The sequence below is a fragment of the Herbiconiux sp. genome (assembly GCF_023264855.1).
GTDB lineage: Bacteria > Actinomycetota > Actinomycetes > Actinomycetales > Microbacteriaceae > Herbiconiux.
The window spans coordinates 18,132-43,554 of sequence record NZ_JAHFUW010000003.1 but is presented as its reverse complement, the minus strand read 5'-3'; the positions used below and the strand labels follow the sequence as shown (position 1 = coordinate 43,554).

The window sequence follows — 25,423 nt, the reverse complement described above, 5'->3', positions numbered from 1 at the left end:
TACCTGTTCTGCGGCTCCACCCCGTTCCACCGCTCCACCCGCCCCACCGCTCCCCCCTGTCTCACGGCTCCACTGATCCATCGCTCCACCCACTGAAAGTGCACCGCTCCGCACCACTCCCCTACCTCACTCCTGGAGACGATCAGCCATGACCATCAAGAGTTCCGAACCCACGACGCACCGCGTCGAGCCCGTACCGGCTCAGGTCCCAGCGGCCACGGCCCCGCAGCCGCCCGCCTCATCCACCCCGAACGCCCCGAACACCCACGCCCCCGTCCACACCGACCCCGTACCCGCCGAGGGCATCACCTTCCGCATCGGCTTCGTCGGCGCCCTCATCCCGCCGCTGGTCTTCCTGGCCGGCGTCATCCTCTACTTCGTGGTCTTCGGCGTCTTCGACATGACCGCCCTGACGGCATCCGGAGTCGCCGGCCTGCTCCTCGCCGGCCTGTTCGCCAAGTCGTACGGGCGCTACTGGGAGTGGGTGATCGCCGGTGTCACCTCTCGCAACGCCGGCACCCTGCTGTTCATCCTGCTCGCAGTGAGTTTGATCGCGGCGATGATCACCCAGACGGATGTCTCGGGCGGCTTCGTCTGGCTGGCCGGCCAGCTCGGCATCGGCGGGGGCGTGTTCGTGGCGGCGACCTTCGTGCTGGTGTGCCTCATCTCGATGGCCACGGGTTCGTCGCTCGGCACGATGTTCACGGCGTTCCCCATCTTCTACCCGGCGGGTGTGCTGCTCGGCGCCGACCCGATCCTGCTGGCCGGAGCGATCCTGTCCGGCGGCCTCTTCGGCGACAACCTGGCGCCCATCTCCGACTCCACGATCGTGTCGGCCTCCACGCAGCGCTATCGCCGACGTGCGGGTGTGGCCGAGGTCGCCGGAGTGGTGCGGTCGCGGGCCCGGTACGCGCTGACCGCGGCGGGTATCAGCGCCGTGCTGTTCCTGGTGCTCGGTCTCCTGCGGAGCGGTACGGGGGTCTCGGATGCCGCGGTCGGCGACCAGGGCAACCCGCTCGGCCTGGTGATGGTGGTTCCCATCGCGGTGCTGCTGGTGGTCGCGTTCTGGAAGCGCGACATCTTCCTGGCGACCACGATCGGTCTGATCTCCGGCATCGCGACGGGTCTGCTGTTCGGCCTGATGACCCCGTCCGACATCATGTCGGTCACGCCCGAAGGCGCCCCCGGCGGCTTCCTGATCACGGGCATCGCCGGGATGCTCCCCCTGGTCGGTCTCGGAATCGTCGTCTTCGGCATCACCGGCGTGCTGCAGGGCGCCGGCGTCTTCGATCGCATCGTCGCTCTGGTCGGCCGCTCAGCGCGCGCCCGCACACCGCTGGGGTCGGAGCTGGCGATCGGCCTGGGTGCTGCGGTCACCACCACGGTCTTCGCCGGCATCAACAGCCCGGCGATGCTGCTGTTCGGCCCGGTCGCCGATCGCCTCGGGGCGGCGGCCCGGCTGCACCCCTTCCGCCGCGCCAACGTGATGGACTGCTTCACGCTGGGCATCGGCGCGGTCATCCCGATCGGCAGCGTCTTCCTGCTCATCTCGAGCCAGCTCACGTCCGGCTACGGAGAGGGCGTGCCCGAGGTCTCGGCCGTCTCGATCTTCACCGCAGCGTTCTACCCCTTCGCGCTCACCCTCATCATGCTGATCGCGGTCGTCACCGGCTGGGGCCGCCGCTTCGAGGGCGAGAACGGAGCCGAGGTGCGGACGCAGCCCACGCTCGCGGATGCAGATGCGGATTCAGATGTGGCTGTGCCCGACCCCCGCTGATCCCGGCATCACGGCGGGCCCGGCGGTCTCCCCCGTCGGGCCCGCCGCCGTGTGCGATATGGTCCACCCATGACGCTTCAGCCGGTTCCCGCCACTCCCGCCCAGCCCCATTTCCTCGTCGGCTTCGGAAACGTCAACGCCACCCAGGATTGGATCGTCACGCCCGCCGGCACCTGGCCGCTCGCCGAGGTGAACGTCACCACGCACGACCAGACGTCCACCACCACGCACACACCCGCCTGGGCGATCGTGATGGTCGTCGTCTTCATCTGGTTCTTCCTGCTCAGCCTGCTGTTCCTGTTCGCGCGCGAGACCCGCGTCTCGGGCTTCGTCGCGGTGCACATCCAGGCCGGGAATCAGGCGTACACCGAGCAGGTCCCGGTCTGGAGCGCCCAGCAGCGAGCGGATGTGCTGCAGCGCGCGGCCTACCTCCAGAGCCTCATCGGCCAGGCGCGCTACAACCAGGCGCAGCGCCCCTCGTACTGAGGGTTGCGCCGCCTACTGAGGGGTGCGCCGCCGCGGGCGGGTCAGTCCAGGCCGAGCCGGCGCAGGTAGTCGTTGACGAAGCGGCCGTCGGGGTCGAAGGAGGCGCGCAGGCGGCGGAAGTCGTCGGCCCGCGGGTAGCGCGACAGCCAGTCCGAGCGGTCGTAGACCTTGCCCCAGTGTGCGCGCGCCGAGTCGGGCAGCACCGCCTCGATCTCGCGGATGACGGCGAGCGCGGCCGCAGCATCCGGATGCCAGGTGAAGTGGAACGCCACCACGTCACGCCCCGAAGCCGCACTCAGCCAGAGCTCGTCGGCGGCCACGGTGCGCACTTCGGCGATCTGCAGCACCGGTGCGATGCGTCCGGCGAGGTTCTGCAGGGAGGCGATCATCTGAGGCGCATCCTCGCGGGCGACGAGGTATTCGGTCTGGATCTCGTCACCCGCCGAGGGCGTGAACTCCAGCCGGAAGTGAGGCAGCCGGTCGTACCAGGGCCCGGGAACGCCGAGCTGAACCGTGCACGGGTCACCGTCGATACCGGGAATCGGATGCAGCTGAACGGATGACGGAACCGCGCCGATCTCGGGCAGCTCGCGCTGTTCACCTCCGACCCGTGACTTCACCCACCACTGGTCGATCAGCTCGGTGCTGCGCCAGGTGGTGAACAGGCTGACGCTGTCGCCGGCGGAGGTCACGCGGTCGAAGTTCTCGAGCACGCGGTCCCAGCGCGCGCCTCGGTAGATCGTCTGGGCGACCTCGTACGCGGGCTCGACGGCCAGCGTGAGGTGGGTGACGATCCCGAGGGCTCCCAGCGACACCACGGCGCCGTCGAAGTCGGGCTCGCCGCGCCGGATGACCCGGGGCTCACCGCGGCCGTCGATCAGCTCGATCCCCACGACCTGGGTGGCCAGCGATCCGAGGCGGTCGCCCGAGCCGTGGGTTCCGGTGGCGACGGCTCCTGCCACCGAGATGTGCGGCAGCGAGGCCAGGCTCGGCAGGGCGAATCCGCGCTCGGTCAGGGGCCGCGCGATGTCGCCGTAGCGCAGCCAGGCCGGCAGGCGCGCGGTGCCGGCCGCCGCATCCACCTCGATGTCGGCGTCGAGATCGACCGGCACATCCGCCAGCGACACCTGCACACCCTCGGTGTCGGCGAGGTCGTTGAACGAGTGCCGAGAGCCGACCACGCGCACCTTCTCGCTCCCGCTGATCAGGTCGGGCAGGGCGTCGAGGGTGCTCGGGCGGGCGAAGCGCTCGGCGCGGTAGGCGACGTTTCCCGCCCAGTTGCGTTTCTGTTCGTCGGTTGTCATTGCGCGACTACTGCTTCGTGACCTTCTCGATCTGCATCACCAGCACGACCCGGTCGGCCGAGTCCGGCGGAGGAGTCTGTTCGGCGTTCCCGTACCGCTTCCCGAGCACCACGTAGAACGCGCCGGTCGGATCGGGTTCCACGGCCACGAGCGTTCCCCGCACCTCGATGTACCGGAACGGATTCTCCGGATCGATCACCGACAGGCTCATCGACGGGTTGTGCTGCAGGTTGCGGTACTTCGCCCGCTTGGTGGTGTGGGTGAAGCGGACGGTGTCCCCCTCGCCCTCCCACAAGAACCACATCGGGTTCACCTGCACCGTGTCGTCGGGCCGGATGGTGCCCAGATGCCCGTAGTTCGGCTGCTCGAGCAGCGGCGCGTACTCCGCGGGAATGAGGTCGCTCATGGTCGTCTCCGTTCAGCCGCGGCCACAGCCGCGACTTCCAGACTAGGCCGCCCCGCGCCCGGCCGACCCCATCCCTCAAGCCTTCACCGACACACCAGGCTTCTTGGCGAGGATGTAGGGATTCGGTCGCGGTCGTCACAAAGCTCGGCCACCCACCTGACTCGCCACGACGCCTGCTCTGCTCCGTCGGGAATTGAGTGCCGCTACTTCGTCGCGTTCGGATGGTGCGTGTGCACCTGCTCGAGGTACACGATCTGGTCGACGACGTAGAACCAGATCCGTGCATCGCCGTGCAGCGTGGGTTTGTGTTGCCAGCGCTCGTGCGTCGCCTGCCCTCGGGTCACGAGACCGAGCTGCCCCTTCAGGCGATAGTTCGCGGGCGTGACATGAAGCGGCGTGCGCGTCAAGAAGTCCCAGGCATCGGCCAGCGCGTTACGGTTCGTGGCGCGCAGATCGGTCCATCCCTTCTGGGCCTGCCCCGAGGCGAATCTGATCTCGAACTCGTTCTTCTTTACGGGCCGTTCGGCCTTCGACTCCCTGGCCACCGCTACGGCCGCGAGACGACGACGCCGCCCTCGATCCAGTCGACAGGACCGGTGCCGAGTCCGGCGGCGAGCGCCGTGGCGGTCTCGCGCCAGGAGGTGAGCTCGGCGGCGACCAGGCCGGCCTGTCCCGTGGCGAACGACGCGCGTGCCGCATCGACGAGCTCGTGGGAGCACTGTGCGCGATCGGCTTCACCCAACGCCAGCATCCACGGAAAGGCATTCGCCATCCGGTCGGAGAGCGAACCGCGATCATCGGTCGCGACGGCGATCAACTGCGCGGCGAACTGCAGGAGCTGCTCGCGGGCGTCCGCCTCCCGCTTGGACATCATGACGAGGTCTTCACCGTCGCGCCGCGTCACATCGATGGGCCCCTCCTCCGCCGCCGCGAACACCCGCGGTGCATGCCGACTCAGATCCGACGACGGAAAGGCGCGCAGCGCAGAGGAGGTGACCATGCCGCCATTTTACTTCAGAATGTGTTCGGAAGTCCACCGAGGATCCGCTCGCAGAGCTCCATCGTGCGCACGTTGTCGGCCGCACTGCTGGAGGGCTGCTCGTGAGCGGCGGCGGCCTGACGGAACGCCCGGATCTCGCCCACGAAACCACGGAGGAAGAGGTCGCGTTCGACACCCGACATCGCGCTCTCGGCGGGCGTGAAGACCGTGCTGGTCTCGCTCAGCCCCTGCCAGGTCGGCACGTCGCCCTCGGCGACCACATGCAGCTGGAGCCGTGCGACATCCGTCACCACGGCGTGACCGGCGTCGCCTGAGACCCGCAGCATCTCGAACTCGCTGGAGTAAGACGGAAGCCCGGTGAGGTTGAGCGTGCCGACAACACCCGAGGCGAACCGCAGCGTGGTCGAGAGCGCGACGTGCGCACCGGCGGAATTGGAGTGCGTGACGGCCGACTCGACCTCGCCGAACAGAAAACGCACGAGGTCGACCACGTGGATGGCGGCGAGCTTGACGAACTCCTCCTCGGTGGCGCAGAACGGTGTGCTGTCGCATCCGAACGACAGCTCGAACGATCGCGGGGTGCCGAGGGCGCCCTCCGCGAGCAGCTCGCGGAGCCGCACGTACGCCGGGGCGTGGCGTTTCATGAAGCCGACCATCACGATCACGTCGGCCGCCGCGGCCGCATCGGCTATCTGCTGCGCCTGCTCCGGGTTCAGGCCGAGCGGCTTGTCGGCGAACACATTCTTGCCGGCGGCGATCGCGCGCAGGGTCAGGGTCGCCTGATCCTCCGGCTGGGCGATCACCGTCACATCGCGCACGGCCGGGTCGGCCAGCAGGGCATCGGCATCCGCATAGGCGGCGCCCTCCGAGCCGAAGCGCCGCAGCGCGGCCTGCGAGCGCACCGTGTCGCGCGTGGCCAGCGCCGTGATGGGCACGCCCGCGAGCCCGACGGCGGGAAGGATGTTGCGGGAGGCGTGGAAGCCCGCACCGATCACGCCGAGTCCGGTCGCCAGACGCTGTTCGAGCGTGAACGCGGTGGTGACGATCGACTCGCTGTCGCCGAACGCCCAGCTCGGATCCCCGAGGTGGGCTCGGATGTCGTCGTCGAATCCCGCCCAGAAGTCGCGGTGCACCGCTTGCCACTGCTCGAGCGTCGCCGACTCCTGGGCGGCGACCTCGGGCGTCGCTTCGGGGAACGTGATCGTCGACACCCGATCGAACCGGATGACGGCGACGCGCTCGTCCTGCGAATCGAGCAGGGCATACCGCTCGCCGGCCGAGGGGATGCTCTGCTGCCAGAGCTCGTACAGCACCCGGAGGTTGCTGGATCCGGTCTTCCTCCCCGCGAGGATCTCGCCGACGAGGAAGTCCCGCACCGGCCCGGGCTGACCGAAGGCGAGGGTGGGCAGGAGGCGAGCGGAGTCCGTCATCCTGACACCCTAATCCGCCCGCCCCACCCCCTCCCGCCGTCCACAACGAAGGAGTCTCCGAAGAGCCTCAGCCGGCGATCTCCTCCAGCGACCGGTTGCGGGTACGCACGCCGAAGGCGATGATGCACGCCGAGAGCACCACGGCGACGATGATCGCGACACCCGCGGGCACCGATCCGTAGGTCACCAGGATGGGCAGCACCACGAACGGCGCCACCGCTCCACCGAGGTGGCCGATGCCATCGCAGATGGAGGCCGCCGTGCCCCGCGACTTCGTGGGGAACACCTCGGCCGTGTAGGTGTATGCGGGCGTGGCCATGACCGCGATACCGAAGGTGGCCAGCAGCGCACCCGCGGTGGCCGCGCCCTCGCCGAGCCCCGAGATGATCAGCCCCACCGCGGCGGCGAAGATGAGCACACCGCCGATCACGATCGTGCGACGCTCCAGCCGTTCGATCAGCAGCACCACCACGACCGCCGCCAGGATGGGCGTCGCCCGGGTGAGCACCGTGATCACCAGCGCGTTCGAGGTCGACACGCCGAGACCTTCCAGGATGAGCGGCAGGTAGCTCGAGAACGCGTACATCCCGATGTAGAACACGAACCAGAAGCCGAGCACGATCAGCAGGCGCCCGAGCAGGGGCGGCCGCAGGAGCGAGCGCAGCGGGCTCTCGGCCTGCACCTCGGCGGCGGGCCGGTCTTCTTCGGCGAAGTCGTCGTTGCGGGCCTCGGCCGGCATGCCCGCGTTGCGCTGCAGCCGCCGCACGATGCCCGACGCCTCGGCGATGCGCCCGCGTTCGGCCAGCCACCGCGGCGACTCCATCAGCGCGCGCGAGTTGATGAACGGCACCACGATCAGCACCAGACCGCCGAAGCCGAGCAGCAGACGCCAGCCCGCATCCGGCAGCGCCTGCAGCACGAGCAGCGAGAGCAGTCCGGTGGCCAGCAGCAGGAACCCGCCCAGCAGATACAGCCGTGCGAGGTACTGCCCGCGCCGGTTCTGCGGCGCCATCTCGCCGATGTAGGCCGTGCAGAGCGCCAGCACGGCGCCCATGCCGCAGCCCGCGACGAAGCGGAAGAACGACAGCGACGCCGCATCCCACACGAACGCGGTGGCCAGCCCGCCCACACCCAGCGTGATGAAGGTGAGCACGAGCCCGAGCTGCCGCCCGCGCTTGTCGGCGAGGTACCCGAAGGCGTAGGCACCGATCGCGTACCCGATCAGATTGAACGTCACGGGCAGTCCGAAGTCGCCCGCTTCGAGGCCGAGACTGTCCCGGATGCCCGGGATCGTCAACGCGAACACCGAGATCTCGTAGTTGGTGAAGAAATAGGCCAGGAACAGCGCGAACCCGGCACCGAAGGTGAGGCCGACTTTCGGCATGGCGTCGACGGCCTGGGAGATGGTCTGCCGTGGGGCGGGGTGAACGGAGGAGGGCGGATCGACCGCCGTGTCGTGAGACATCATTGTCTGCTTTCACTCGCGGCACCGAAAAGGGAGTGCAGGGCCGGATGAAGGGGTGCCGCCCCCATCCGGCCCCGTCGATCAGTCGATCAGTCGATCAGTCGACGACGAACACCGGGATGGTGGCGTGCTCGGGTGCCGGCCCGGTGCGCACGAAGGCGACGTGGGCCGACGCGCCGGAGAGGCCCTCCGGCGCGCGCCCCTCCGGCAGCTGGAGCTCGCTCCAGAACCAGGGGCCCTCGGCGAGCTGCACGATGCCGAAGGTCCACCGGGTGGGCGCGCCGTCGGCGCCGCGCCCGTGGCCGATCGACCAGGAGATCACGGTGGCGTCGCCCGAGGCGGCGACGCGTTCGAAGCGCTCCGGATCGGCGGACACGTCGGTCTTCGGGTCGAGATAGGCGCCCGTCGTGCGATCGCGCACCACGAGCAGGTCACCGCGTTCGCAGCCGTCGAGGAACTCGGCGGTGGCGGCGTCGCGGACGAGAGGGAAGAGAGGCATCAGAGGTCCTAGTCGTCGTTGCCGAGGATGAGCGTGGAGTGGTAGTCGAGAACGCCGCCGTTGCCCGAGACGAGCACCCGGGCGTGCCGGTCGACCTGCCGTTCGCCGGCCTGGCCGCGTGCTTGGATGATCGCCTCCGAGAGCGGCGTCATGCCCCAGAGGTAGTACGACGAGAGCTGGCCGCCGCCGGTGTTGACCTTGAGCGATCCGTTCGGGCCGAGCACTCCCGGTTGCGAGACGAAGGCCCCGCCCTCGCCTTTCGCGCAGAATCCGTAGTCCTCCAGGCTGATCAGCGCCGTGTAGGTGTAGCAGTCGTAGAGCTCGACCACGTCGATGTCGTCGAGGGCGAGCTCGGCCATCCGCAAGGCGGCGGGGCCGGCGGTCGCGGCACCGCTTATGAGGCCGAAGTCGTCGTTGCGCATGCCGGTGAGCCCCGGATGCGCCTGGGCCCAGCCGAGCACGTCGACCACGGGCTGGGCGAGCGAGCGGGCCCGCTCCGCCGTCGTCACGATCACCGCGATGCCGCCGTTGGAGACCAGGCAGCAGTCGAAGAGGTGGAACGGGTCGGAGATCATCCGCGAGGCCTGGTGGTCGTCGAGCGTGATCGGCGTGCGCAGCTGGGCGCGCGGGTTCATCGCGGCCCAGTCCCGCTGGGCGACGGCGATCGCGCCGAGCTGCTCGCTCGTCGTGCCGTAGGCGTCCATGTGCCGTCGCGCAGCGAGCGCGTACATGTTGTTCGCCGTGAGGGCGCCGCCGGAGTTCGTGATCGGCATCCAGCCGGAGGGCGTCTTCGCGGCGTGCTCGCCGTAGGCCGCTCCCCCGCCCTTGTTCTCCTTCAGCGGGTCGTCGGCCCACACCACCGCGACGGTGTCGACCATGCCCGACTGCACGGCCATCGAGGCGTACTGCACCATCTGGCCGGCTGTGGATCCGTAGCCCTGCATCGAGGTGAAGAGGCCGAGCCGGGTGAGCCCGAGCTCGGTCTGCATGCCGAGGCCCACCGCGTCGCTCAGACCGCCGGAGACGATCAGGCCGTCGATGTCGCCCAGGGCGAGTCCGGCATCCTGAGCGGCCAGCCGCACCGCTTCGGCGGCGAACTGGGGGGCTGTGCGGCCGTAGACCTTGCCGACCTCGGTGATGCCGAGGCCCGCGATGGCGGGGGTGCGCGTGCTCGTGGTGGCCATGATCAGCGCCCCGTCCAGCGCGGTGCGCGCTTCTCGGCGAAGGCCGCGAGGCCCTCGCGGGTGTCGTCGCTCGCCATCAACCCCGGGCCCTCGGCCGTGCTGCGCCGCCAGTCGGCGTCGTCGGCGGCGACGTGACCGTCGGTGATGCCGACGGCGATCCGCTTCGTCACCTGCACCGCGAGGGGCGCGTTCTCGCAGATGGCCTCGGCCAGCTCGAGGGCGGCCGGGATCAGCTGGTCGGCGGTCACGACACGGTTGACGAGGCCGAGCTCGAGGGCCTTCTGCGCCGTGATCGGCTTGCCGGTGAGCATTACCTCCATCGCGATCTTCTTGGGGATCTGCTGCCCGAGCCGGAAGGCGCCGCCGGCGCCGGCGTAGATGCCGCGCTTGACCTCGGGGAGCCCGAAGGCCGCGGTGTCGATCGAAACGGCGAGGTCGCTCTGCAGCACGATCTCGGTGCCGCCGCCGAGCGCGAAGCCGTTGACCGCGGCGATGACCGGCTTGGAGATGTGATGCTGCACGAAGCCGGCGAACCCCCAGGCCTTCACCCGCGGATCGCTCGGCGTCAGTTCACCGCGCGCCGCCGCCTTCAGGTCGGCGCCGGCGCAGAACGACTTGTCGCCGGCGCCCGTGATGATCACCACCCAGATGCCCGGATCGTTCTCGGCGTACTCGAGCGCCTCGCCGATGCCGACCATCACATCCAGGTTCACGGCGTTGCGCGCCTCGGGCCGGTTGATCGTGATCAGCAGCACGTGCTCGCTGCGCTGCGCGAGCACGGCGCCGGCGCCACCGATCTCGACGGCGTCGGTAAAGGGAGTGGCGGATGCCACTGCGGTGTCTGTCATGGGAGGTTCCTCACTTCGTACGGTTCTCTTGTGTCTACGTCTTCTAGGCGGGTGACGGGCCGGCGGACCCGGCCCGCGGGGCAGCGCGTGCCGGCTCAGACACCCGCCGGGCTGCGGGTGGGCACGCGATACGGCTGCAGCACGCCCCGGGCGATGAGCTCCTCGGCGCGCACCGTGTCGAGCCCGAGCCGCTCGGCCGCGATCACGGCGGTGTGCTCCCCCTGCAGCGGCGCCGGGGCGAGCAGCGGGCTCAGCCCGCTCGCGAACCGGGCCTCGGCCAGGAAGGTGGTGAGCGGCTCGTCGAACTGGGGCTGGGCGAGCAGCCCGAGCAGTCCGCGGCCCGCGCAGTGCTCGTCGTGCTCGAGGTCGACGACCCGCACCATCCGTCCCGCCGGAACCCCGGCCGCCTGCAGGGTGCGCTCGGCATCCGTCGGCGTGTGGGCGGCGGTCCACTCGGCCAATCCGCTCTCGAGCTCGGATGCGCGCGCGAGCCGGCCCTCCCGCGTGCTCAGATCGTCGTCGGCGGCCCAGTCCGGCCGGCCGATCGCCGCGGCGAGCGCCCGGAACTCGGCCGTGCTGCGCACATCGACGACCAGCCATTCGTCGTCGCCCGCCGCCTGGAACGGCCCGGTCGGCGCATCCTGGCCCCGGCGATTGCCCTGGGCCCGGATCGTTCCTTCGTGCAGTCGCTCGGTGGCTAGCTGCTCGGCCATGCTGGAGAAGATCACGTCGATCTGGGCGCTCGAGACGTGACCGCCGCGCCCCGTCCGTTCCCGGCGCAGCAGCAGTGCGGCGACGGCCGAGGCACTGACCCGGGCGGCGACGTGGTCGGGGTAGATGGTGATCGTGTCGCTGAAGCCGAAGTCGACGCCCGGGTACTGCCAGGTGAGGCTGAGGCCCGAGCTCGCGCGCACCAGGGGGCCGTAGCCCATCCGGTCACTCCAAGGGCCGTGCGAGCCGAAAGCGCTCGACTCCGACACGATGATGCGCGGGTTGATCGCCCGCAGCTCCGGATAGCCGATGCCGAGCTTCTCGAGCGTGCCCGGCTTGAAGTTGGAGAGCACGACGTCGGCCTCGGCGACGAGGTGCTCGAACAGGGCGCGGCCCTCGGGATCCTTGAGGTTGAGGCCGAGACTGCGCTTGTTGCGATGCCCCCAGCAGAAGCCCTCGGTCACCTGCTGGCCGCCGTAGGTCTGCCGGCTGCCGTCGGGGAACTCGACGCTCTCCACCTTGATCACGTCGGCTCCGTAGTCGGCGAACAGCCGGCCGGCTTCGGCCCCCACCACGATCACCCCGAGGTCGAGCACGCGAAGCCCTTCGAAGGGACGGATGCGGAAGGTGCCTGCGCCCGCCCCGGCCTCGGCGCCGGCCCCGATCTCGGCCCTTGACTCAGGCCGGCGGGCGAGCCACTCGGCGTCGACCTCCTCGTCGTGCTCCCCCGCGACCGGAACGGTGCGGCGCACCCCGGCTTTGGCGCCGTCGATCTCCACCAGTCCCGTGGGGACGGTCGTTCGCAAGCCCTGCCCGAGGTCGAGCTCGGTGAAACTGCCGGCGGCCGCGAACGCGGGCTCGTCGAGCACCTCGGTGGCGGTGAGGAGTCCGGCCGCGGGAACGCCGAACCGGCGCCCGGCCGCCACGGCCTCCGCGCGGGTGATGCCGGCGAACAGCCGCTCGTAATAGGGCTTGACGACGGCATCCGCCTGCTGCCGGGTGGTGATGTCGTCGTACCGATCGCCGTCGAGTTCCGGCGGGTTGCCCAGCCACTCCAGCATCGCGTGCCACTGGCGGCGGCTCAGCACGCAGATGCGCACGTACCCGTCGAGGGCGCGGAAGGTGGGGTACAGGTGCCGGGCGTCGGGCCGGCCCCGCGGCAGATCCTTCATCGGGGCGCCGGCCCGCGCGCTGCCGCCGATCCCGTACCCGGGATCGAGCAGGTGCATCAGCGCGTCCAGCACCGAGAAGTCGATGTGGTCGCCCTTGCCGGTGCGGCGGGCGTGCGAGTGGGCCAGCAGAACGGTCCACACCGCCTGCATGCTCGCCGACTCGTAGGCGAGATGCTCGGGCGGGAGCAGCGGCTCGGTCGCATCCGGGAGTCCCGATCGCGACAGCACCCCGCTCAGGGCGAACAGCACGTCGGGCGTGGCCTTCCACTGCCGGCGGGGGCCCACCAGACCGAAGTCGGTCACCCGCAGGATCACGAGGCGGGGGTTGATGGTGGCCAGGCGGGTCTCGTCGAGATCGTCGCCGCGCTGTCCGGCCGGATGCGGGGCCGAGCCGTGCGGGGCGGGACTGTCGTCGAGCAGGATGTCGGTGCCGGCGAGCAAGGCGTCGAATCGTTCGCGCCCGGCGACGGATGACCTGTCCAGCACGATCCCGCGCTTGCCCGTGTTGCGCACGGCGAAGCCGATGTCGGGGCTCTGGGCGGAGCGATGCATCCGCTCGTCGGCCGCTTCCGGCGACTCGACGCGCACCACGTCGGCGCCGAGCTCGGCGAGGAATCGGCCGATGGTCTGGGTTCGCCCGGAGATCGCGTCGAGAACGCGCACTCCGTCGAGAACGGGCATCGTGGGGTCGTCGTCGACCATGCCACACACTCCTTCGTGTCGGCCCCGGTGGGCCGCTCGGTGGTTCGGTGACCCCACCCTGTCATCGCGATTCCGGCGCGTACATCGCCGATCGGGCACACTCCACCGGCCTCCGGATGAGCGGTGTACGTGCTAATCCGCGCATGGTGCAACCCGGAGCAGGTTGCCGTTCGCGCGTTACTGTGGCGTATGGACATCGCACAGTTGCGCTGTTTCGTCGCCGTCTCCCGCGAGCGGAACATCGGCAAGGCCGCCGAGTCGCTGCACCTGACCCCGTCGCCCGTGAGTCGCAGCATCCGTCAGCTGGAGCTGCACCTCGGTGCCGAGTTGTTCAGCCGTCGCTACCACGACCTGCTCCCCACGGATGCTGCGCAGGCGCTCCTGCCCAAGGTGGTGGCCATCCTCGCCCAGTTCGACGACCTCGTGACGGCTGACGACGATCCGCGGCCCATCCGGGTGGGTGCGACGCCGTGGGCGCCGGCGCGGTACGCCCAGCGGGTGGCCGAGGGTCTCGAGGCTCTCGGGGAGCCGGTGCACCGTGTCGAGACGGAGATGTCGTCGATCCTGCTCCGCCAGCTCGCCCACGGCGATCTCGATCTGACCGTGGTGCACCTGCCGGTCGACCTGCCGGGCATCGAGGTGCGTGCGCTCGCTCGGTACCGCTTCTACGCCTTCAGCCCGCCCGACAGCGATCTACCCGACACCAGTGTGAGCCTCGCGAGCCTGCGCGGGCGCAAGGCGGTGATGCTGCCCACCATCCTGCAGCCCAAGCCGATGCGCGCCCTCAGCGCGCTGCTGCACGACGCCGGAGTGGTGGAGGTGGAGGAGATCTCCTTCGCCGATGTGCTCACGCTGGAATCTCGGCTGCGCAGCACGGGGGCGATCATGCTCGGCAACAAGGCCGACGACACCCCGATCAGCCAGATGCTGCAGCGCACGGCCCTGCGCGCCACCCCGCTCGACCTCGACGACATCGACTTCGAGGTCGGCCTGGCCTGGCGCCGCGACGACGCGATCCGGGGCGAACGGATGCGCACCCTCGTCGACCGCATCCACCCGCCCGGCCGCCCCGTGGAGGTCGTGTAGCGCGTGCCGCATCCATGGTGCGAGCGTCGGTCACTCCAGGGCGAGCTGCTTGGCGAAATAGACGCGCGCATAGCCGTCGACCGTGCCGCGGTGCGTCTCGACGTAGCCGCGGCGGGGGTAGAAGGCCAGATTCTCGACCATCGCTTCGTTCGTGTAGAGGCGCACCCAGTGCTTGCCCCGTTTGACCGCGATGCGTTCCGCTTGGGCGAGGAGAGCGGATCCGAGACCCGAGCCCTGCGCCTGAGGGCTGACGGCGATGTTCTCCACCAGCAATTCCTCGGCATCGAGGCTGAAGACGAGCATCCCGTCGACCCGTGACTCGCGCCAGACGAGGATCGCCATGCCGGATGAGGCGATCTGCTCGTAGTCGCTGGTCATCGGAGCAGGCTCCCGCCCGATCCGATCGACGTACGTGCCGTAGGCGAGTCGCGCGAGTTGACGCATCACGGGGGCGTCTCGCCGGCGCGCCCGTGTGAACATCCACGTCTGGCCGGAATCGACAGTCACCCCGGTAGCAGACCACGCCCGCGCGCATTGCGCAAAACGACACCGGTAGATGACGTCTTTCGCCCAGCGGAGTCAATCGACGAAGGCGGTGACATACGCGAAGTTGTGAAGCGCCGACGAGGCGGTCCAGAACGAGTAGTCGGAGTTGAATCCGGAGGTGTAGCCGAGCACTTGGCCACCGGTTCCGAAGTTGGGGCCGCCGCTGTCTCCGTGATCGACGTGGTCTCCGCCGTCACGCACGAGATTACGGTAGGTGCCGTCGGCGGGTCCGTAATTCACGACGGTATTGAGACCCACCACAGTTGCGCAACTCGTTCGAGTCGTCATTCCGTAGGTGCAGTGACCGAGCCCGATGTAAGGACCAACGATTCCCCGCGCGGTGAGCACCGACAATGCCGTCTGGCGGAACATCGGGAGCGGCGTGCCGCCCGCGGACCAGCCCCACTGTGCGTCACCGTAATTTCGGTCGAGACTTCCTCCCCAGCCGAACGCCACTCCCTTGTAGGTGAAGGTGGTCTCAGGCACCGGGCAGTGATTTGCTGTCGAGATGCCGAACGTCGGTCCATTGCGAACGACGAAGCCGGCGGTGCAGCCGTAGAAGCCGCCTTCCCCTCCGACGTACGCGGGTTCAGCTCGAGATGCATCGTCACCGAACTCGAGGTTGATCGCTTGGCCTCCCGCCAGTCCAGTCACCTGCTGCAGCACGCCCGCATCCGGTCGAGGCCCCTCGACGGTCAGGTTGTACGTTCCCGTGAGCGGGTCGTAGCTTCCGACTGAGGTGAGGCCTGAATCGGCGGTCAACGCCGACTGCATCTCTTCGACGATCTCCATAGCCTCCCACCGGTCAGGCCCGTCGCTCGCGACGACGATGTCGACGGGAAACGGAGCCGTATCGATCAGGTGGCGGACGGCTTCCGGAGGTTCGCTCGCCAACACGACTTGCGCGTTCGGATACTCGGTATAGCGCCATTCGCTCTGGATATACAGATCAGGGAACTCGCCTTCCAGCTGTGCGGCAAGCATCCCGAGCTCCGCACCCGCCTCATCATCCGCCCGAACCTGTTCGACGGATACACCGCGCTCCTGAGCCCTCCTTTGGTCGAACGCCGCGGCAATGCCCTCGTCGATCCCGGAGCCACCGGCGGTTCGCAGGCCAGCGTTGTCGAATGAAGCCCCTTGTCCTGGAACGTCGGGGATGGCACCTGCCTGCTGGACGGCGCTTGCCGACGACGAGAACCCGACCGTCAGCGCGAGGCACGCGGTCACCGACCCTGAAATCATCACCAGTAGTGATCGGCGTGCAACTCTCGACACGAGTCCTCCTCATGAAATAACCGTCTGGATCACCCTATTCTTTTAATGAGAATATGTCGTCAATGTCGTGGATTCTGAGCGCAGGTGAATGCCACCGAGAACGGAGCGGGAGAACATGATCGAACGACGCGTAGCAGGAATCGCCTTCGTGGCGTTGATCGCGGCCGGACTCAGCGCTTGCGGGGCCTCAGGCGCACCATCTCCATCAGCCCGCCAGACAGCCGACGCAGGCTGGAGCTACAGCGAACCCTCGGGCGACGTGGAGCATGGCGCCGCATGGAGCGCCGATGGCAGCCAGCTGGTCCTGACCTGGTCTTCTGATGGGTGCGGTCCGCGCCTGGATCCAATTTCGGTCACCTCACCCACCACACTCGTGGTGACAGTGACGCCCACAGACCGGGCGTGTACCGCTGTCGATCTGCCCTTCATCGCGCAGGTTGCAACACCCGAGGGCGTCGACCAGACCAAGCCCGTCGAGCTGGATCTTCCCCACGATTCGCTGGTGATTCCCCCGCTGAAGAACTAGCCCCCCCCCCCCGTTTTCGTCGCATTGCGCCCCTTTCGCCTAGCGTTGAGCCATGGCCAGAACCATCTCCACCACCACCTCTGTCGACCGCGACGGCATGCTCGAGTTCGTGCGCCCTCGGCACCGGATGCTCGTCGCCACCACGCGCGCCGACGGCCGCCCGCAGATGTCGCCCGTCACCGGAGGGGTCGACGAGCAGGGTCGAATCGTCATCTCCACCTACCCGGGCCGAGCCAAGACGCGCAACGCCGAGCGCCGCTCCGCCGCCTCGGTGCTCGTTCTGTCGGACGACTGGAACGACGCCTGGATCCAGGTCGACGGCGACGCCGAGGTGCTCCACATGCCCGAGGCCGCCGACGGACTGGTCGACTACTTCCGCTGCATCTCGGGCGAGCATCCCGACTGGCAGGAGTACCGCGAGGCGATGGCCTTGCAGAACAAGTCCCTGCTGCGCATCACCCCCACCCGCTGGAGCCCCATCTCCACAGGCGGCTTCCCGGCCGACGTCGCCGAGCGCCTCGACGCCCGCTGACCTCTTCAGGACGCGTCCTCAACCGGGCGTCCCCCAGGCCTGTCCGCAGGCCGACGCGCCGGTAGCGTGAAATCATGACCCGATCCGACCAGAACTCCTCCGGCCCCACCCGCCGGGCCGTGCTGCACAGCGCCTGGGCCGCGCCCGTCGTGCTGGCCGCCGTCGCCGCGCCGGCCGCCGCCGCGTCGGAGGCGAAGCCGAGCCTCTCCGTGTTCTTCAGCTCCATCGGCGGCGGCGCCGGCTACGTCAACGTCAACCTCGCGGCCGCCGACGGCAGCCCGCTGCAGCAGCAGTTCGCGATCGAGGGCAAAGACCCGGACACCTCCGCGTGGGTCACGGTGTTCCGCCCGTCGACCGACTCGACGGGCCACTTCGCGGGCACTATCCCCTCCGGAGTGGCCGCGGACTACGCCGCCGTGCGCGTCACCGCCTTCGTCGCCGGCTACGGCACCCTCGTCTCGCAGGAGCAGCCGCTCCCCTTCAGCTGACGACTCCTGCCAGACTGGGATCGATCGCAAGACCCCCGTCGTCAGGCCGTCCCGAGGAGAACCGATGCCCACCGTTTCCGAGCTGCTCGCCGCCAACCTGCACGACGTCTTCGGCAACCGCGATCCGGAATCGCGGCGCGCGGCCATCGAGGCGTCGTTCGCCGCCGACGTGGTCTTCACCGACCCGGAGGAGACCGTCGAGGGCTGGGATGCGCTCGAGGCGAAGGCGGCCGGCCTCCTCGACGGCGCGCCCGCCGATTTCGTGTTCGCCGACGACGGGCTCGCCTACGTGAGCGCCGACACGGGCGTGCAGGCCTGGACCTTCGGTCCGTCAGGCGCACCCGTCGCCCGCGGCGTCGACATCATCACCGTGCGCGACGGCCGCATCACAGAGCTCCTCACTCTTCTGCACGGGTAGGGCCGAATCGGGCGAGCGCGAGCCGCTCACGGTCACCGGCCCGAGCGGGCGTCTACCTACGTCATCCGGTCGCCGGCCCCGACGGGACGCTGAAAGCGGGTGGCCGTCAATCGCTCCGAGACCGCGCAGCTCTTGGTATCGCGTCCGCCCGCCTGGCGAAGCATTTCCCGCACGGCCGCCTCGCCGAAGACCACGCCACGTCCCTTCGGATACACCACCCACAGGGGAAGCGAGCCGCACAGGGACCAGGCCGCCTCGAGGTCATCCGGACTGGAGACCCGGGCGACCACCATCGCAGCCTCTTCGATGCGGGTCGTCTGAACGCCGTCGAGCGCCTCCGCCAGCGCGGGGTCATCGCAGGCGCCGATCACCAGCGCCCGTACACCGCGGTCGAGCCCGAGCTTCGCGCGCAAGGTGGGCGGAGGCGTGCTGATGGCTTTCGCCCAGGAGAGCGCAGCCCGTTCGCCGAGATGGAGCACGACCATTTCGTTCCCGTGGCAGAACTGCAACGTCTCGCCGTCGACGCGGAGCTTCTCGATCGCCACGACAGCGAAGCGGCGCCGGATCTCACCGCGGAGGATCAACTCGCGCGCCTCCAGCACGGCCTTCACATCGCCCGTGTCGTCACCGACCTGCGCCCGCACCCGGGCCTCACGCCCCATCGCTTCCTCCGAGTTCCGAGACCGCACGCGAGACCGCGATCAGCCGGGCCGGATCCGTCCGATACATCCAGTGCCGCCCGCGCCGATCGAGGATGAGCAGACCCGACTTGCGCAGCACCTTCAGATGCTCCGACACCGACGGCAGCGACAGGCGCGAGACCTCCGCCAGGTCACCGGCCGATCGTTCACCGTCTCGGCATTCCCGGATGAAAGCCCTCCGGTCGGGATGCCCGAGCGCACGAAGGGCCTCACCGAGGTCATCCTCGTTCACTTCTGGATGAGCGTCAGCACGTTGCCGGCCGGATCGGCCACCTGCGCCTTACGCACCCATCCGTTGTCGGTCACGGGCATCACCACGGTGCCACCGGCGGATGCCGCGTCGACCAGCGCGCCGTCGAGGTCGTCGACCACGATCCCCAGGGTCAAGGATGCCTCGGGCGCCTCGACGAGGGCGCCGCGGAGAGACGGCGTCTCGACCTGCGAGTAGCCCGGCCCGCGCGCTTCGACCGCCCAGCCGAACACCCCGCGGTAGAAGGCGGAAAGACGACCGATGTCGCCGCCCGCGATGTCGAAGTGCCCGATAGCTCCTGGTGCTACGCCCACTCTGCGCCTCCTCGTTCAGAACGCCTTCTGTCGAGCTCATGATATTTCGGATAAATCCGAAGCGTCAAGGTTTTGACTGTCATCCTCGCCCAGAACCGGATCAGCCGGATCAGCCGCTGATCACGGCGACGGCTGCGGTGGCGGATGCTGTCACGACACCGGTCCAGAGCATGATGGCGATCAGCTGCCAGAGGAGAACCCAGGTTCTGCTGACACCTGTTCCGATCAGGAACAGCGCGGTCAGAGAAAACGGGAGGGCCAGAGGGGCCAGCAGGCTGGCGCCGGGCACGCCGAACCGGGTCAGCCATCGGCCCAGTCGTTCCTTGCCCTTCGACCGCTTCTCCACGGTGGGCGGCGACCCCACCTCCGTGCGCTGCTGCACACCGGTGGCCTGGCGCGTCAGAGTCGCCGTGGTGCCGCCGTACGCCTTGTCCCTCGTCGCGGGTGCCGAATCCGGCGCGGCGCGGCGCGCGCGACGGGCCACGACGGCTCCGCGCACCCGGGAGCCCAGCAGCACCGCGAACACCACCGTGAGCCCGCTCCCCACGACGTTCGCGGTGAACGCGACCAGCGGATGCATGCCGGCGACGATTCCGAGACCGGCCGCGGCCTCGTCGACGAAGGGGATGGCTCCGACGAGAAGCACCAGGAGGGGCTGCACCAGCTCGGGCACCTGATTGACGAGATCTTGCAATCCGCTGAAGGGGTTCATGGTGATCTGTGCTCCTTGGCTCGGACGTCTCGCGAACGACGACGTCGTTTCGGCGAACGGATGCCCGACCGAAGGTGCGAGCGAGTAGCTCGGCGACCATGCAGATCACTAGACGCCATGCCCTCGGGGCAGGGTCAAGCGCGAGCGATCGACTCCGGCGGATCCGGCCAGAACGGCGAGAGGCTTGAGTCGACCCTGCCCCTAGGGCATAGTCGTGAACAGGCCGGGCCGGTCTTCTGCCGGCACGGCCGGGAAGTCAGACCATGGCGTGGAGCACGAAGCAGGTCGCCGAGCTAGCCGGAACGACTGTCAAGGCGGTCAGGCACTACCACGAGATCGGTCTGCTCGCCGAGCCCGAACGTCTGTCCAACGGCTACAAGCTCTACGAGGTCCGCCACCTGGTCAGCCTTCTGCGGATCACGCGACTGACCGATCTGAACGTGCCCCTGGCCCAGATCGCCGCGATGGATCTGGCGGGCTCCGAGGTCGAGGAGACGCTCCGCTCGCTCGACGGGGAACTCGAAGCCAGCGCCGCGCGCCTGACTCGGGTCAGAGCCGAGCTGGCGCTCATCCTCGATCACGAGTCGTCGACCGAGATGCCCGCCGGAGTCGGACCCGCCGTACCCGAGATGTCCGAGGCCGACCGATCCCTGCTGCTCGTCTACTCGCGGCTGTTCGGGCTCTCCGACCTGCGTGATCTGCGACAGAACCTGGTCGACCTCCGGCAGGATTCCGCCCACGCGGAGTTCGACGAGCTCCCTGCCGACGCCGACGAGACGACCCGGAAAGCACTCGCCGAGGCGTACGCGCAGCAGCTCAGGCGGCACATGACCCGGTTCCCGTGGATGAGCGACCCGGCGCACAAGGCTCTGCGCAGTCCCTCGTTCATCGCCGAGACGGTCGGCCAGGCCCTCGAGAACCTCTACAACGCCGCTCAACTCGACGTGCTCGCGCGAGTGAACACGATCCTTGCGGCCGACCGATCCGGCTAAGCCAGCAGGGCGCCGAAGATCAATGCCACCATCATCGCGATGATCACGGAATTGAACACGAAGGCGATGATCACATTGGTGCGCACCGAGAGCCATCCGGCTCGGGAGGTGATCTCGGCCGATGTCGTGGCCGCCATCACCGACAGCAGAACGGCGAGCGTCAGGTAATCGGTGAACCTCGGACGCTCGGAGAAATGGAAGCGGAAGTGGGCGCCCTCGGTGATGGATCCGAGCCGCAGATATCTCTGAGCGAACGAGAAGACCATGAGCACCCAGGAGCTCGCGACCGTGAGCAGCGCGAGCCCGATGTAGACGGGATCGCCCCGGAAATCCGGCTGCTGGGCGATCGTGACGGTGACGATCACCGCCACGGCGGCCGCCGAGATCGTCACACTCGTCGACCCTGCCCCGGCGATGTTCCTCGCCAGCGTGCGCTTCTCGCCGTCTTCGTCGGCGACAGCCATCGACCTGAGTGAGGCGGGGTCACGGTCGAGACGGTTGTAGACGCGGATGCTCCAGCCCACGTAGAGGGCGGTGTACACCGGCCACGCGACCACGTAGGCCGCGACGACCAGGCGGGGAACGTCCTCCGGGTCGACATCCGCGACGAAGACGAGCACGGCCTGGACCATCAGCGTCACGAGCGTGGCAATCAGGCTGCTGAACCAGAGCCGGAAGAACGCCGTCGTCGGTTTTCGCCGGATCATCCGTCACTCCCCGATTCGTCGAGGGTCGCTTCGAGTCTCGTCAGGGTCTCGACGTCTCCCGTGCCGATGAGGTGGGCGCGGTACATCACTTCGAGCTGGGCCGGGTTGTAGAGGTCTCGCACCGCGGCGACCATGATCTCGCCGGCCTCGGCGGAGTTCCGGAGGGCTACGGATCCGGGGTCGCGCAACCACTCGGTCTGCTCGAGCTGCCGCGCCACCGAGGGAGCGAGAAGCTCACCCAGCCGGCGACGGATGCCCCGTTCCGCGTCGGGTGCGAGTGCCTCGAATTCACGATCCAGCTCGGTGCGGGGCTCGTTCTTGACCGCTTGGAGCAGCTCGTTCATGGCGTGATCGTCGAAGACGCGGGCGTAGATCATCACCAATGAGCGGTCGGCCTCCGACAGCTCGTCCGCCACCTCGCCGAATCCGGCCGGCAGCTCGGCCGGAGACCGATGCCGGAGGATCAGGGCGAGTTCGCCGCGGATCCGCTGGAGGCGGGAGACCGTGGCCTCCAATTCCGCATCCAGCACGCGGAGGGCCTCGTCGGGATCCTTGTCGGCCCGGCCCAACGAGGCGATCTCGGCCAGGGGCACTCCCAGTTCGGCGAGGCGAGAGATCTGCAAGAGGCGCAGGAGATGCGACACCTGGTACTGCTTGTAGCCGTTCGACCGTCGCTCGGGCTCCTCGAGCAGCCCCACCTTGTGATAGTGCCGTACCGCTTTGACAGTGGTGCCGGCGAGTTCCGCCAGCTGGCTGGTACTCCACGCCACGGGTGCTCCTCTCGATTCGTCGGCGAGATGCCGATGCCCTGAGCTAAGGCCATGCCCTCGGGGCAGGGTCAAGCCGGGCGCGGCCCGGGCGGAGCCCATCTGCGGAAACCTCTTGACTGTGCCCCGAGGACACGGTGTCGGGTGAGGATCACCGATCCCCACGACACACGATCACGAGGAGGGCCATCGTGCCCACGCAAAGAGTCGCCCTGGTCACCGAGGCCACCCATGGAGTAGGAAAGCAGGTCGCGAGACAGCTGGCGTCCGGTGGCGCCGCCGTTTTCATCGGGTCGCGCCTTTTCGCGCGCGGTGCGGCTGCGGCCGCCGAGATCGGCTTCGATGCTGTTGCGGTCGAACTCGACGTGGCCGAGCCCGAGTCGATCGCTGCGGCCGCAGAGCTGATCGCCGGCGAGACTGGCCGGCTCGACATCCTCATCAACAACGCCACGCTCCCCTCCGCCGAGGCCCGGCACGGCGACATCGCGGGACTGCGGCCGGCGTTCACGTCGGGCACGGCGTCGCTGGACGAGATCCGAGCCGTGTGGGAGGTGAACGTCTTGGGCCCCCTGGCGGTCTACCGGGCCATGCTGCCGTTGATGCGCGCCTCGGATGACGCCCGCATCGTGAACGTCACCTGCGCCCTCGACTCGATGACGACGATCTCCGACCCGGCCTTCGCCTATCGCTCGACCTTCGAGCCGGTCTCGGCGGCGTCGAAGACCGCTCTCGACGCGGTCACCTTCGCCATGATGAAGGAGCTCACAGGAACCCGCATCAAGGTCAACCATGTCTCACCGGGGTTCGGGAACGCCGACCTGGGCGACTTCGAGGCGGCGGAGTCGATTCAGGATGCCGCCCGCGAGGTCGTACGCGTGGCCCGCCTCGGCCCTACCTGGCCCTCCGGCACGTTCGAGGCCCGGGAGCGCGTGAGCCTGTCATGGTGATCGTGCTCGATCGGGCCTCCCGGGTCATCGCCGGCAGCGATCGCCGCAGCCTCGAGACGATCGGCCTGGCTATCGGAGCGATCTCGTTCGTTCTCGCGGCGTTCGTCGCCCTCCTCGTCTTCGGTTCGCAGTCGAGTCCGATCGCCGGCCCTCGGTCGATCGGCCAGTTCGCGGCCATCGCATCCACGCCGGTCGCGATCCTCGCGTTCGTCGCCGGGCGCTCTATCGTGCGCGCCCGCGCACCCGACCGCATCCGCCCCCGAACCCTGGGCATCCGGGTGCTCGACGTCATCGACGTCGCCGGCCTCTCGATCGCTCACGCGATGATCGCGCTGCTCACCTGGACGCTGATCGCGGCCGTCCTCGACCAGTCCTTCGTCGGCGCCGAGGTCTTCGCGATTCCCTCACTGATGCTCGGTGGCGCGACGGCCGCCGTCACGGCGTACGTCGTCTTCCGCTCCGCGACCCGCTTCGACGTGCAGCGGCTCGCCGTGGTTCTCGTGGTGCTCCTCGTCGAGGGGATGATCGTTAGCATGCTCACCGCCAGCGACAAGGCGTGGTGGCAAGACGACCTGAGCGCGCTAGGGAACACCGGCAGCGTCTCATCTCCGACCTTCAGCGCCACACTGATCATCGCGGGGATCACCCTCACCACGCTCGCGCGCTACGCGACCGCGGCCATCCGCACGTCGTTCCCGCGGGGGCTCCGCCGGGTTCGAACAGGCCTCATCGTCGTGGGCATCCTGCTCGGTCTCGTCGGCGCGCTGCCGGTCGATCAGTTCCACGCGATCCACACGGCTTTCGCCATCGGGACCGTGGTCGTGTTCGGCACGATCCTGCTCTGCCTGCCCTGGTGGATTCCCGAGATCTCGCGAGCGTTCGTGTGGGTCAGCCGGCTGGTCCTCATGGCGATCCTCTTTCTCACGGTGCTTCGCGCCACCGGCTACTACTCGCTGACGGCGGTCGAACTCTTCGCCGGAACCCTCGTGTTCATCTGGATCGTCCTCTTCATCCGCAACGGAGCCGCCCTCCACGCCGACAGGAGCTGAGCCGAGAACGCCGTCGACTTCGCGGTCACTTGCCGACGTAGCCCATGTGCTGGTCGTTGTACCGATCGCCCTTCACTCCCAGGCGCGACGCGAGGGCGTCGAGGTCGGCCACGTCGTCGGCCGAGAGCGCCGCCCGGGTGGCGCCGGCGTTCTCGTCGAGCCGCTCGATGCGGCGGGTGCCCGGGATGGGTACGACCCACGGATGCTGCGCGAGCAGCCAGGCCAGAGCGATCTGCCCCGGCGTCACGGCCCGGGCATCGGCGAGCTGCTCCACGTGATCGACCAGCGCCTGGTTCGCGGCCCGGTTCTCGGCGTCGAACCGCGGGATGGTGCCGCGGATGTCGCCGGCTGCGAAAGGTGCCGCCGCGTCGACGGTGCCGGTGAAGAAGCCCTTGCCGAGCGGGCTGAAGGGAACGAACCCGATGCCCAGTTCGGCGAGCGCCGGAAGCACCTCGGCTTCGGGGTCGCGGGTCCACAGCGAGTACTCGCTCTGCACGGCGGTGACGGGGAACACCGCGTGCGCCTTCCGGATGGTGGCCGCGGCCGCCTCGGACAAACCGAAATGCCGCACCTTCCCCTCCTGCACGAGCTCGCCCACCGCCCCGGCGACGTCTTCGATCGGCACGTCCGGGTCGACGCGGTGCTGGTACAAGAGGTCGATCGTGTCGGTGCGGAGCCGCCGCAGGGATTCCTCGGCGACCCGTCTAATCTGTTCCGGCCGGCTGTCGAGGCCGACCGATTTTCCGTCTCGGATGTCCCAGCCGAACTTGGTCGCGATGACGACCTGGTCGCGTACCGGTTCGAGCGCCTCGCCGACCAGCTCTTCGTTCACGTAGGGGCCGTAGACCTCGGCTGTGTCGAAGAAAGTGATCCCCTGGTCGACGGCGGCGCGGATGACGCCGGTCATCTCGTCACGGCTGCCGGGGTTCGGTCCGTACCCCTGCGACATCCCCATGCAGCCGAGGCCGATGGCCGAGACCTCGAGACCCTGTCCGAGTGTTCGCGTGTGCATGATGTCCCTCCCTGCGGCCAGATGCCCGCACAGGAGCCAGTACACACCCGCGCGAAGCAGGATTGGGAGGGCAGGGCCATCCCGGTACTGGCAGACACTCTCAACGGTGGCCAATCC

29 protein-coding genes are annotated in these 25,423 nt (G+C 68.9%); 10 read left to right on the top strand and 19 right to left on the bottom strand.

Translation table 11 applies throughout. The annotated features are described in order from the left end of the window. Positions 1-148 precede the first annotated feature (148 nt). Together Q0D75_RS02000 and Q0D75_RS01995 are read left to right on the top strand one after the other, a co-directional pair. Positions 149-1,777 carry a Na+/H+ antiporter NhaC family protein gene (locus tag Q0D75_RS02000; RefSeq protein WP_291048773.1) on the top strand — a complete coding sequence of 543 codons (1,629 nt, stop codon included), beginning with the start codon at positions 149-151 and terminating at the stop codon, positions 1,775-1,777. 69 nt (positions 1,778-1,846) lie between these two features. After that, positions 1,847-2,263 carry a hypothetical protein gene (locus Q0D75_RS01995; RefSeq protein ID WP_291048769.1) on the top strand — a complete coding sequence of 139 codons (417 nt, stop codon included), beginning with the start codon at positions 1,847-1,849 and terminating at the stop codon, positions 2,261-2,263. 41 nt (positions 2,264-2,304) lie between these two features. Here the strand turns inward: Q0D75_RS01995 and Q0D75_RS01990 are convergent, their stop codons facing one another. The 10 genes from Q0D75_RS01990 to Q0D75_RS01945 form a co-directional block, all read right to left on the bottom strand. Beyond that, positions 2,305-3,567, bottom strand: coding sequence for a D-arabinono-1,4-lactone oxidase (locus Q0D75_RS01990; RefSeq protein ID WP_291048767.1), 1,263 nt, complete (start codon positions 3,565-3,567; stop codon positions 2,305-2,307). A gap of 7 nt (positions 3,568-3,574) precedes the next feature. Further along, on the bottom strand, positions 3,575-3,973 hold the full coding sequence (locus Q0D75_RS01985; RefSeq protein WP_291048764.1) for a PPOX class F420-dependent oxidoreductase: 399 nt from the start codon (positions 3,971-3,973) through the stop codon (positions 3,575-3,577). A gap of 203 nt (positions 3,974-4,176) precedes the next feature. Continuing rightward, on the bottom strand, positions 4,177-4,518 hold the full coding sequence (locus Q0D75_RS01980; RefSeq protein ID WP_291048762.1) for a hypothetical protein: 342 nt from the start codon (positions 4,516-4,518) through the stop codon (positions 4,177-4,179). Between the two features lie 2 nt (positions 4,519-4,520). Continuing rightward, entirely contained in the window at positions 4,521-4,973 is a 453-nt protein-coding gene (locus Q0D75_RS01975; protein WP_291048760.1) for a prevent-host-death protein, read from the bottom strand. Positions 4,974-4,987: 14 nt separating this feature from the next. Further along, the gene (locus Q0D75_RS01970; protein ID WP_291048757.1) at positions 4,988-6,403 is read right to left on the bottom strand and encodes a Gfo/Idh/MocA family oxidoreductase; all 1,416 of its coding nucleotides are present in this window, start codon (positions 6,401-6,403) and stop codon (positions 4,988-4,990) included. Between the two features lie 67 nt (positions 6,404-6,470). Beyond that, positions 6,471-7,868, bottom strand: a complete 1,398-nt coding sequence (locus Q0D75_RS01965; RefSeq protein ID WP_291048755.1) for an MFS transporter — start codon at positions 7,866-7,868, stop codon at positions 6,471-6,473. A 97-nt stretch (positions 7,869-7,965) separates the two neighbouring features. Further along, entirely contained in the window at positions 7,966-8,367 is a 402-nt protein-coding gene (locus tag Q0D75_RS01960) for a hypothetical protein (protein WP_291048753.1), read from the bottom strand. A gap of 8 nt (positions 8,368-8,375) precedes the next feature. Beyond that, the gene (locus Q0D75_RS01955) at positions 8,376-9,551 is read right to left on the bottom strand and encodes a thiolase family protein (RefSeq protein ID WP_291048752.1); all 1,176 of its coding nucleotides are present in this window, start codon (positions 9,549-9,551) and stop codon (positions 8,376-8,378) included. Positions 9,552-9,553: 2 nt separating this feature from the next. Further along, the gene (locus Q0D75_RS01950; RefSeq protein ID WP_291048750.1) at positions 9,554-10,399 is read right to left on the bottom strand and encodes a crotonase/enoyl-CoA hydratase family protein; all 846 of its coding nucleotides are present in this window, start codon (positions 10,397-10,399) and stop codon (positions 9,554-9,556) included. Positions 10,400-10,494: 95 nt separating this feature from the next. Further along, positions 10,495-12,984 (bottom strand): CoA transferase, encoded by a 2,490-nt coding sequence (locus Q0D75_RS01945; protein ID WP_291048748.1) that lies wholly within the window; start codon positions 12,982-12,984, stop codon positions 10,495-10,497. 189 nt (positions 12,985-13,173) lie between these two features. Here Q0D75_RS01945 and Q0D75_RS01940 point away from each other — a divergent pair, with 189 nt between their 5' ends. Beyond that, positions 13,174-14,070 carry a LysR family transcriptional regulator gene (locus tag Q0D75_RS01940; RefSeq protein WP_291048746.1) on the top strand — a complete coding sequence of 299 codons (897 nt, stop codon included), beginning with the start codon at positions 13,174-13,176 and terminating at the stop codon, positions 14,068-14,070. 30 nt (positions 14,071-14,100) lie between these two features. Here the strand turns inward: Q0D75_RS01940 and Q0D75_RS01935 are convergent, their stop codons facing one another. Both Q0D75_RS01935 and Q0D75_RS01930 read right to left on the bottom strand, forming a co-directional pair. Beyond that, entirely contained in the window at positions 14,101-14,448 is a 348-nt protein-coding gene (locus Q0D75_RS01935) for a GNAT family N-acetyltransferase (RefSeq protein ID WP_291048744.1), read from the bottom strand. Between the two features lie 201 nt (positions 14,449-14,649). Continuing rightward, positions 14,650-15,891 (bottom strand): hypothetical protein, encoded by a 1,242-nt coding sequence (locus Q0D75_RS01930; protein WP_291048742.1) that lies wholly within the window; start codon positions 15,889-15,891, stop codon positions 14,650-14,652. 115 nt (positions 15,892-16,006) lie between these two features. Here Q0D75_RS01930 and Q0D75_RS01925 point away from each other — a divergent pair, with 115 nt between their 5' ends. From Q0D75_RS01925 to Q0D75_RS01910, 4 genes are all read left to right on the top strand, one after another. Continuing rightward, the gene (locus tag Q0D75_RS01925) at positions 16,007-16,417 is read left to right on the top strand and encodes a hypothetical protein (protein WP_291048740.1); all 411 of its coding nucleotides are present in this window, start codon (positions 16,007-16,009) and stop codon (positions 16,415-16,417) included. A 52-nt stretch (positions 16,418-16,469) separates the two neighbouring features. Further along, positions 16,470-16,949 carry a PPOX class F420-dependent oxidoreductase gene (locus tag Q0D75_RS01920; protein ID WP_291048738.1) on the top strand — a complete coding sequence of 160 codons (480 nt, stop codon included), beginning with the start codon at positions 16,470-16,472 and terminating at the stop codon, positions 16,947-16,949. Between the two features lie 74 nt (positions 16,950-17,023). Further along, positions 17,024-17,437, top strand: a complete 414-nt coding sequence (locus tag Q0D75_RS01915) for a hypothetical protein (RefSeq protein WP_291048736.1) — start codon at positions 17,024-17,026, stop codon at positions 17,435-17,437. Between the two features lie 64 nt (positions 17,438-17,501). Beyond that, positions 17,502-17,855, top strand: a complete 354-nt coding sequence (locus Q0D75_RS01910; RefSeq protein WP_291048734.1) for a nuclear transport factor 2 family protein — start codon at positions 17,502-17,504, stop codon at positions 17,853-17,855. 56 nt (positions 17,856-17,911) lie between these two features. Here the strand turns inward: Q0D75_RS01910 and Q0D75_RS01905 are convergent, their stop codons facing one another. From Q0D75_RS01905 to Q0D75_RS01890, 4 genes are all read right to left on the bottom strand, one after another. After that, positions 17,912-18,517: a hypothetical protein gene (locus Q0D75_RS01905; RefSeq protein WP_291048732.1), complete on the bottom strand. Its 606-nt coding sequence runs from the start codon at positions 18,515-18,517 to the stop codon at positions 17,912-17,914. Continuing rightward, on the bottom strand, positions 18,507-18,788 hold the full coding sequence (locus Q0D75_RS01900; protein ID WP_291048730.1) for a metalloregulator ArsR/SmtB family transcription factor: 282 nt from the start codon (positions 18,786-18,788) through the stop codon (positions 18,507-18,509). The genes Q0D75_RS01905 and Q0D75_RS01900 overlap by 11 nt, the downstream gene beginning before the upstream one ends. Then, on the bottom strand, positions 18,785-19,120 hold the full coding sequence (locus Q0D75_RS01895; protein WP_291048728.1) for a VOC family protein: 336 nt from the start codon (positions 19,118-19,120) through the stop codon (positions 18,785-18,787). The genes Q0D75_RS01900 and Q0D75_RS01895 overlap by 4 nt, the downstream gene beginning before the upstream one ends. A gap of 109 nt (positions 19,121-19,229) precedes the next feature. Further along, a complete protein-coding gene (locus Q0D75_RS01890; RefSeq protein ID WP_291048726.1) occupies positions 19,230-19,832 on the bottom strand; it encodes a small multidrug efflux protein in 603 nt (200 codons plus the stop codon). Positions 19,833-20,095: 263 nt separating this feature from the next. Here Q0D75_RS01890 and Q0D75_RS01885 point away from each other — a divergent pair, with 263 nt between their 5' ends. After that, positions 20,096-20,824, top strand: coding sequence for a MerR family DNA-binding transcriptional regulator (locus tag Q0D75_RS01885; RefSeq protein ID WP_291048724.1), 729 nt, complete (start codon positions 20,096-20,098; stop codon positions 20,822-20,824). Here the strand turns inward: Q0D75_RS01885 and Q0D75_RS01880 are convergent. After that, positions 20,821-21,531 carry a DUF1345 domain-containing protein gene (locus Q0D75_RS01880; protein WP_291048721.1) on the bottom strand — a complete coding sequence of 237 codons (711 nt, stop codon included), beginning with the start codon at positions 21,529-21,531 and terminating at the stop codon, positions 20,821-20,823. The two genes, Q0D75_RS01885 and Q0D75_RS01880, sit on opposite strands and share 4 nt — an antisense overlap. Then, entirely contained in the window at positions 21,528-22,301 is a 774-nt protein-coding gene (locus Q0D75_RS01875; RefSeq protein WP_291048718.1) for a MerR family transcriptional regulator, read from the bottom strand. Before Q0D75_RS01875 ends, Q0D75_RS01880 begins: the two co-directional genes overlap by 4 nt. A gap of 188 nt (positions 22,302-22,489) precedes the next feature. On the opposite strand from Q0D75_RS01875, the gene Q0D75_RS01870 reads away from it, so the two are divergent. Both Q0D75_RS01870 and Q0D75_RS01865 read left to right on the top strand, forming a co-directional pair. Beyond that, on the top strand, positions 22,490-23,245 hold the full coding sequence (locus tag Q0D75_RS01870; RefSeq protein ID WP_291048716.1) for an SDR family NAD(P)-dependent oxidoreductase: 756 nt from the start codon (positions 22,490-22,492) through the stop codon (positions 23,243-23,245). Then, entirely contained in the window at positions 23,239-24,294 is a 1,056-nt protein-coding gene (locus Q0D75_RS01865) for a hypothetical protein (protein ID WP_291048714.1), read from the top strand. The genes Q0D75_RS01870 and Q0D75_RS01865 overlap by 7 nt, the downstream gene beginning before the upstream one ends. Before the next feature lie 25 nt (positions 24,295-24,319). Here Q0D75_RS01865 and Q0D75_RS01860 read toward each other — a convergent pair whose 3' ends face one another. Continuing rightward, entirely contained in the window at positions 24,320-25,306 is a 987-nt protein-coding gene (locus Q0D75_RS01860) for an aldo/keto reductase (protein WP_291048713.1), read from the bottom strand. Positions 25,307-25,423: the final 117 nt, after the last annotated feature.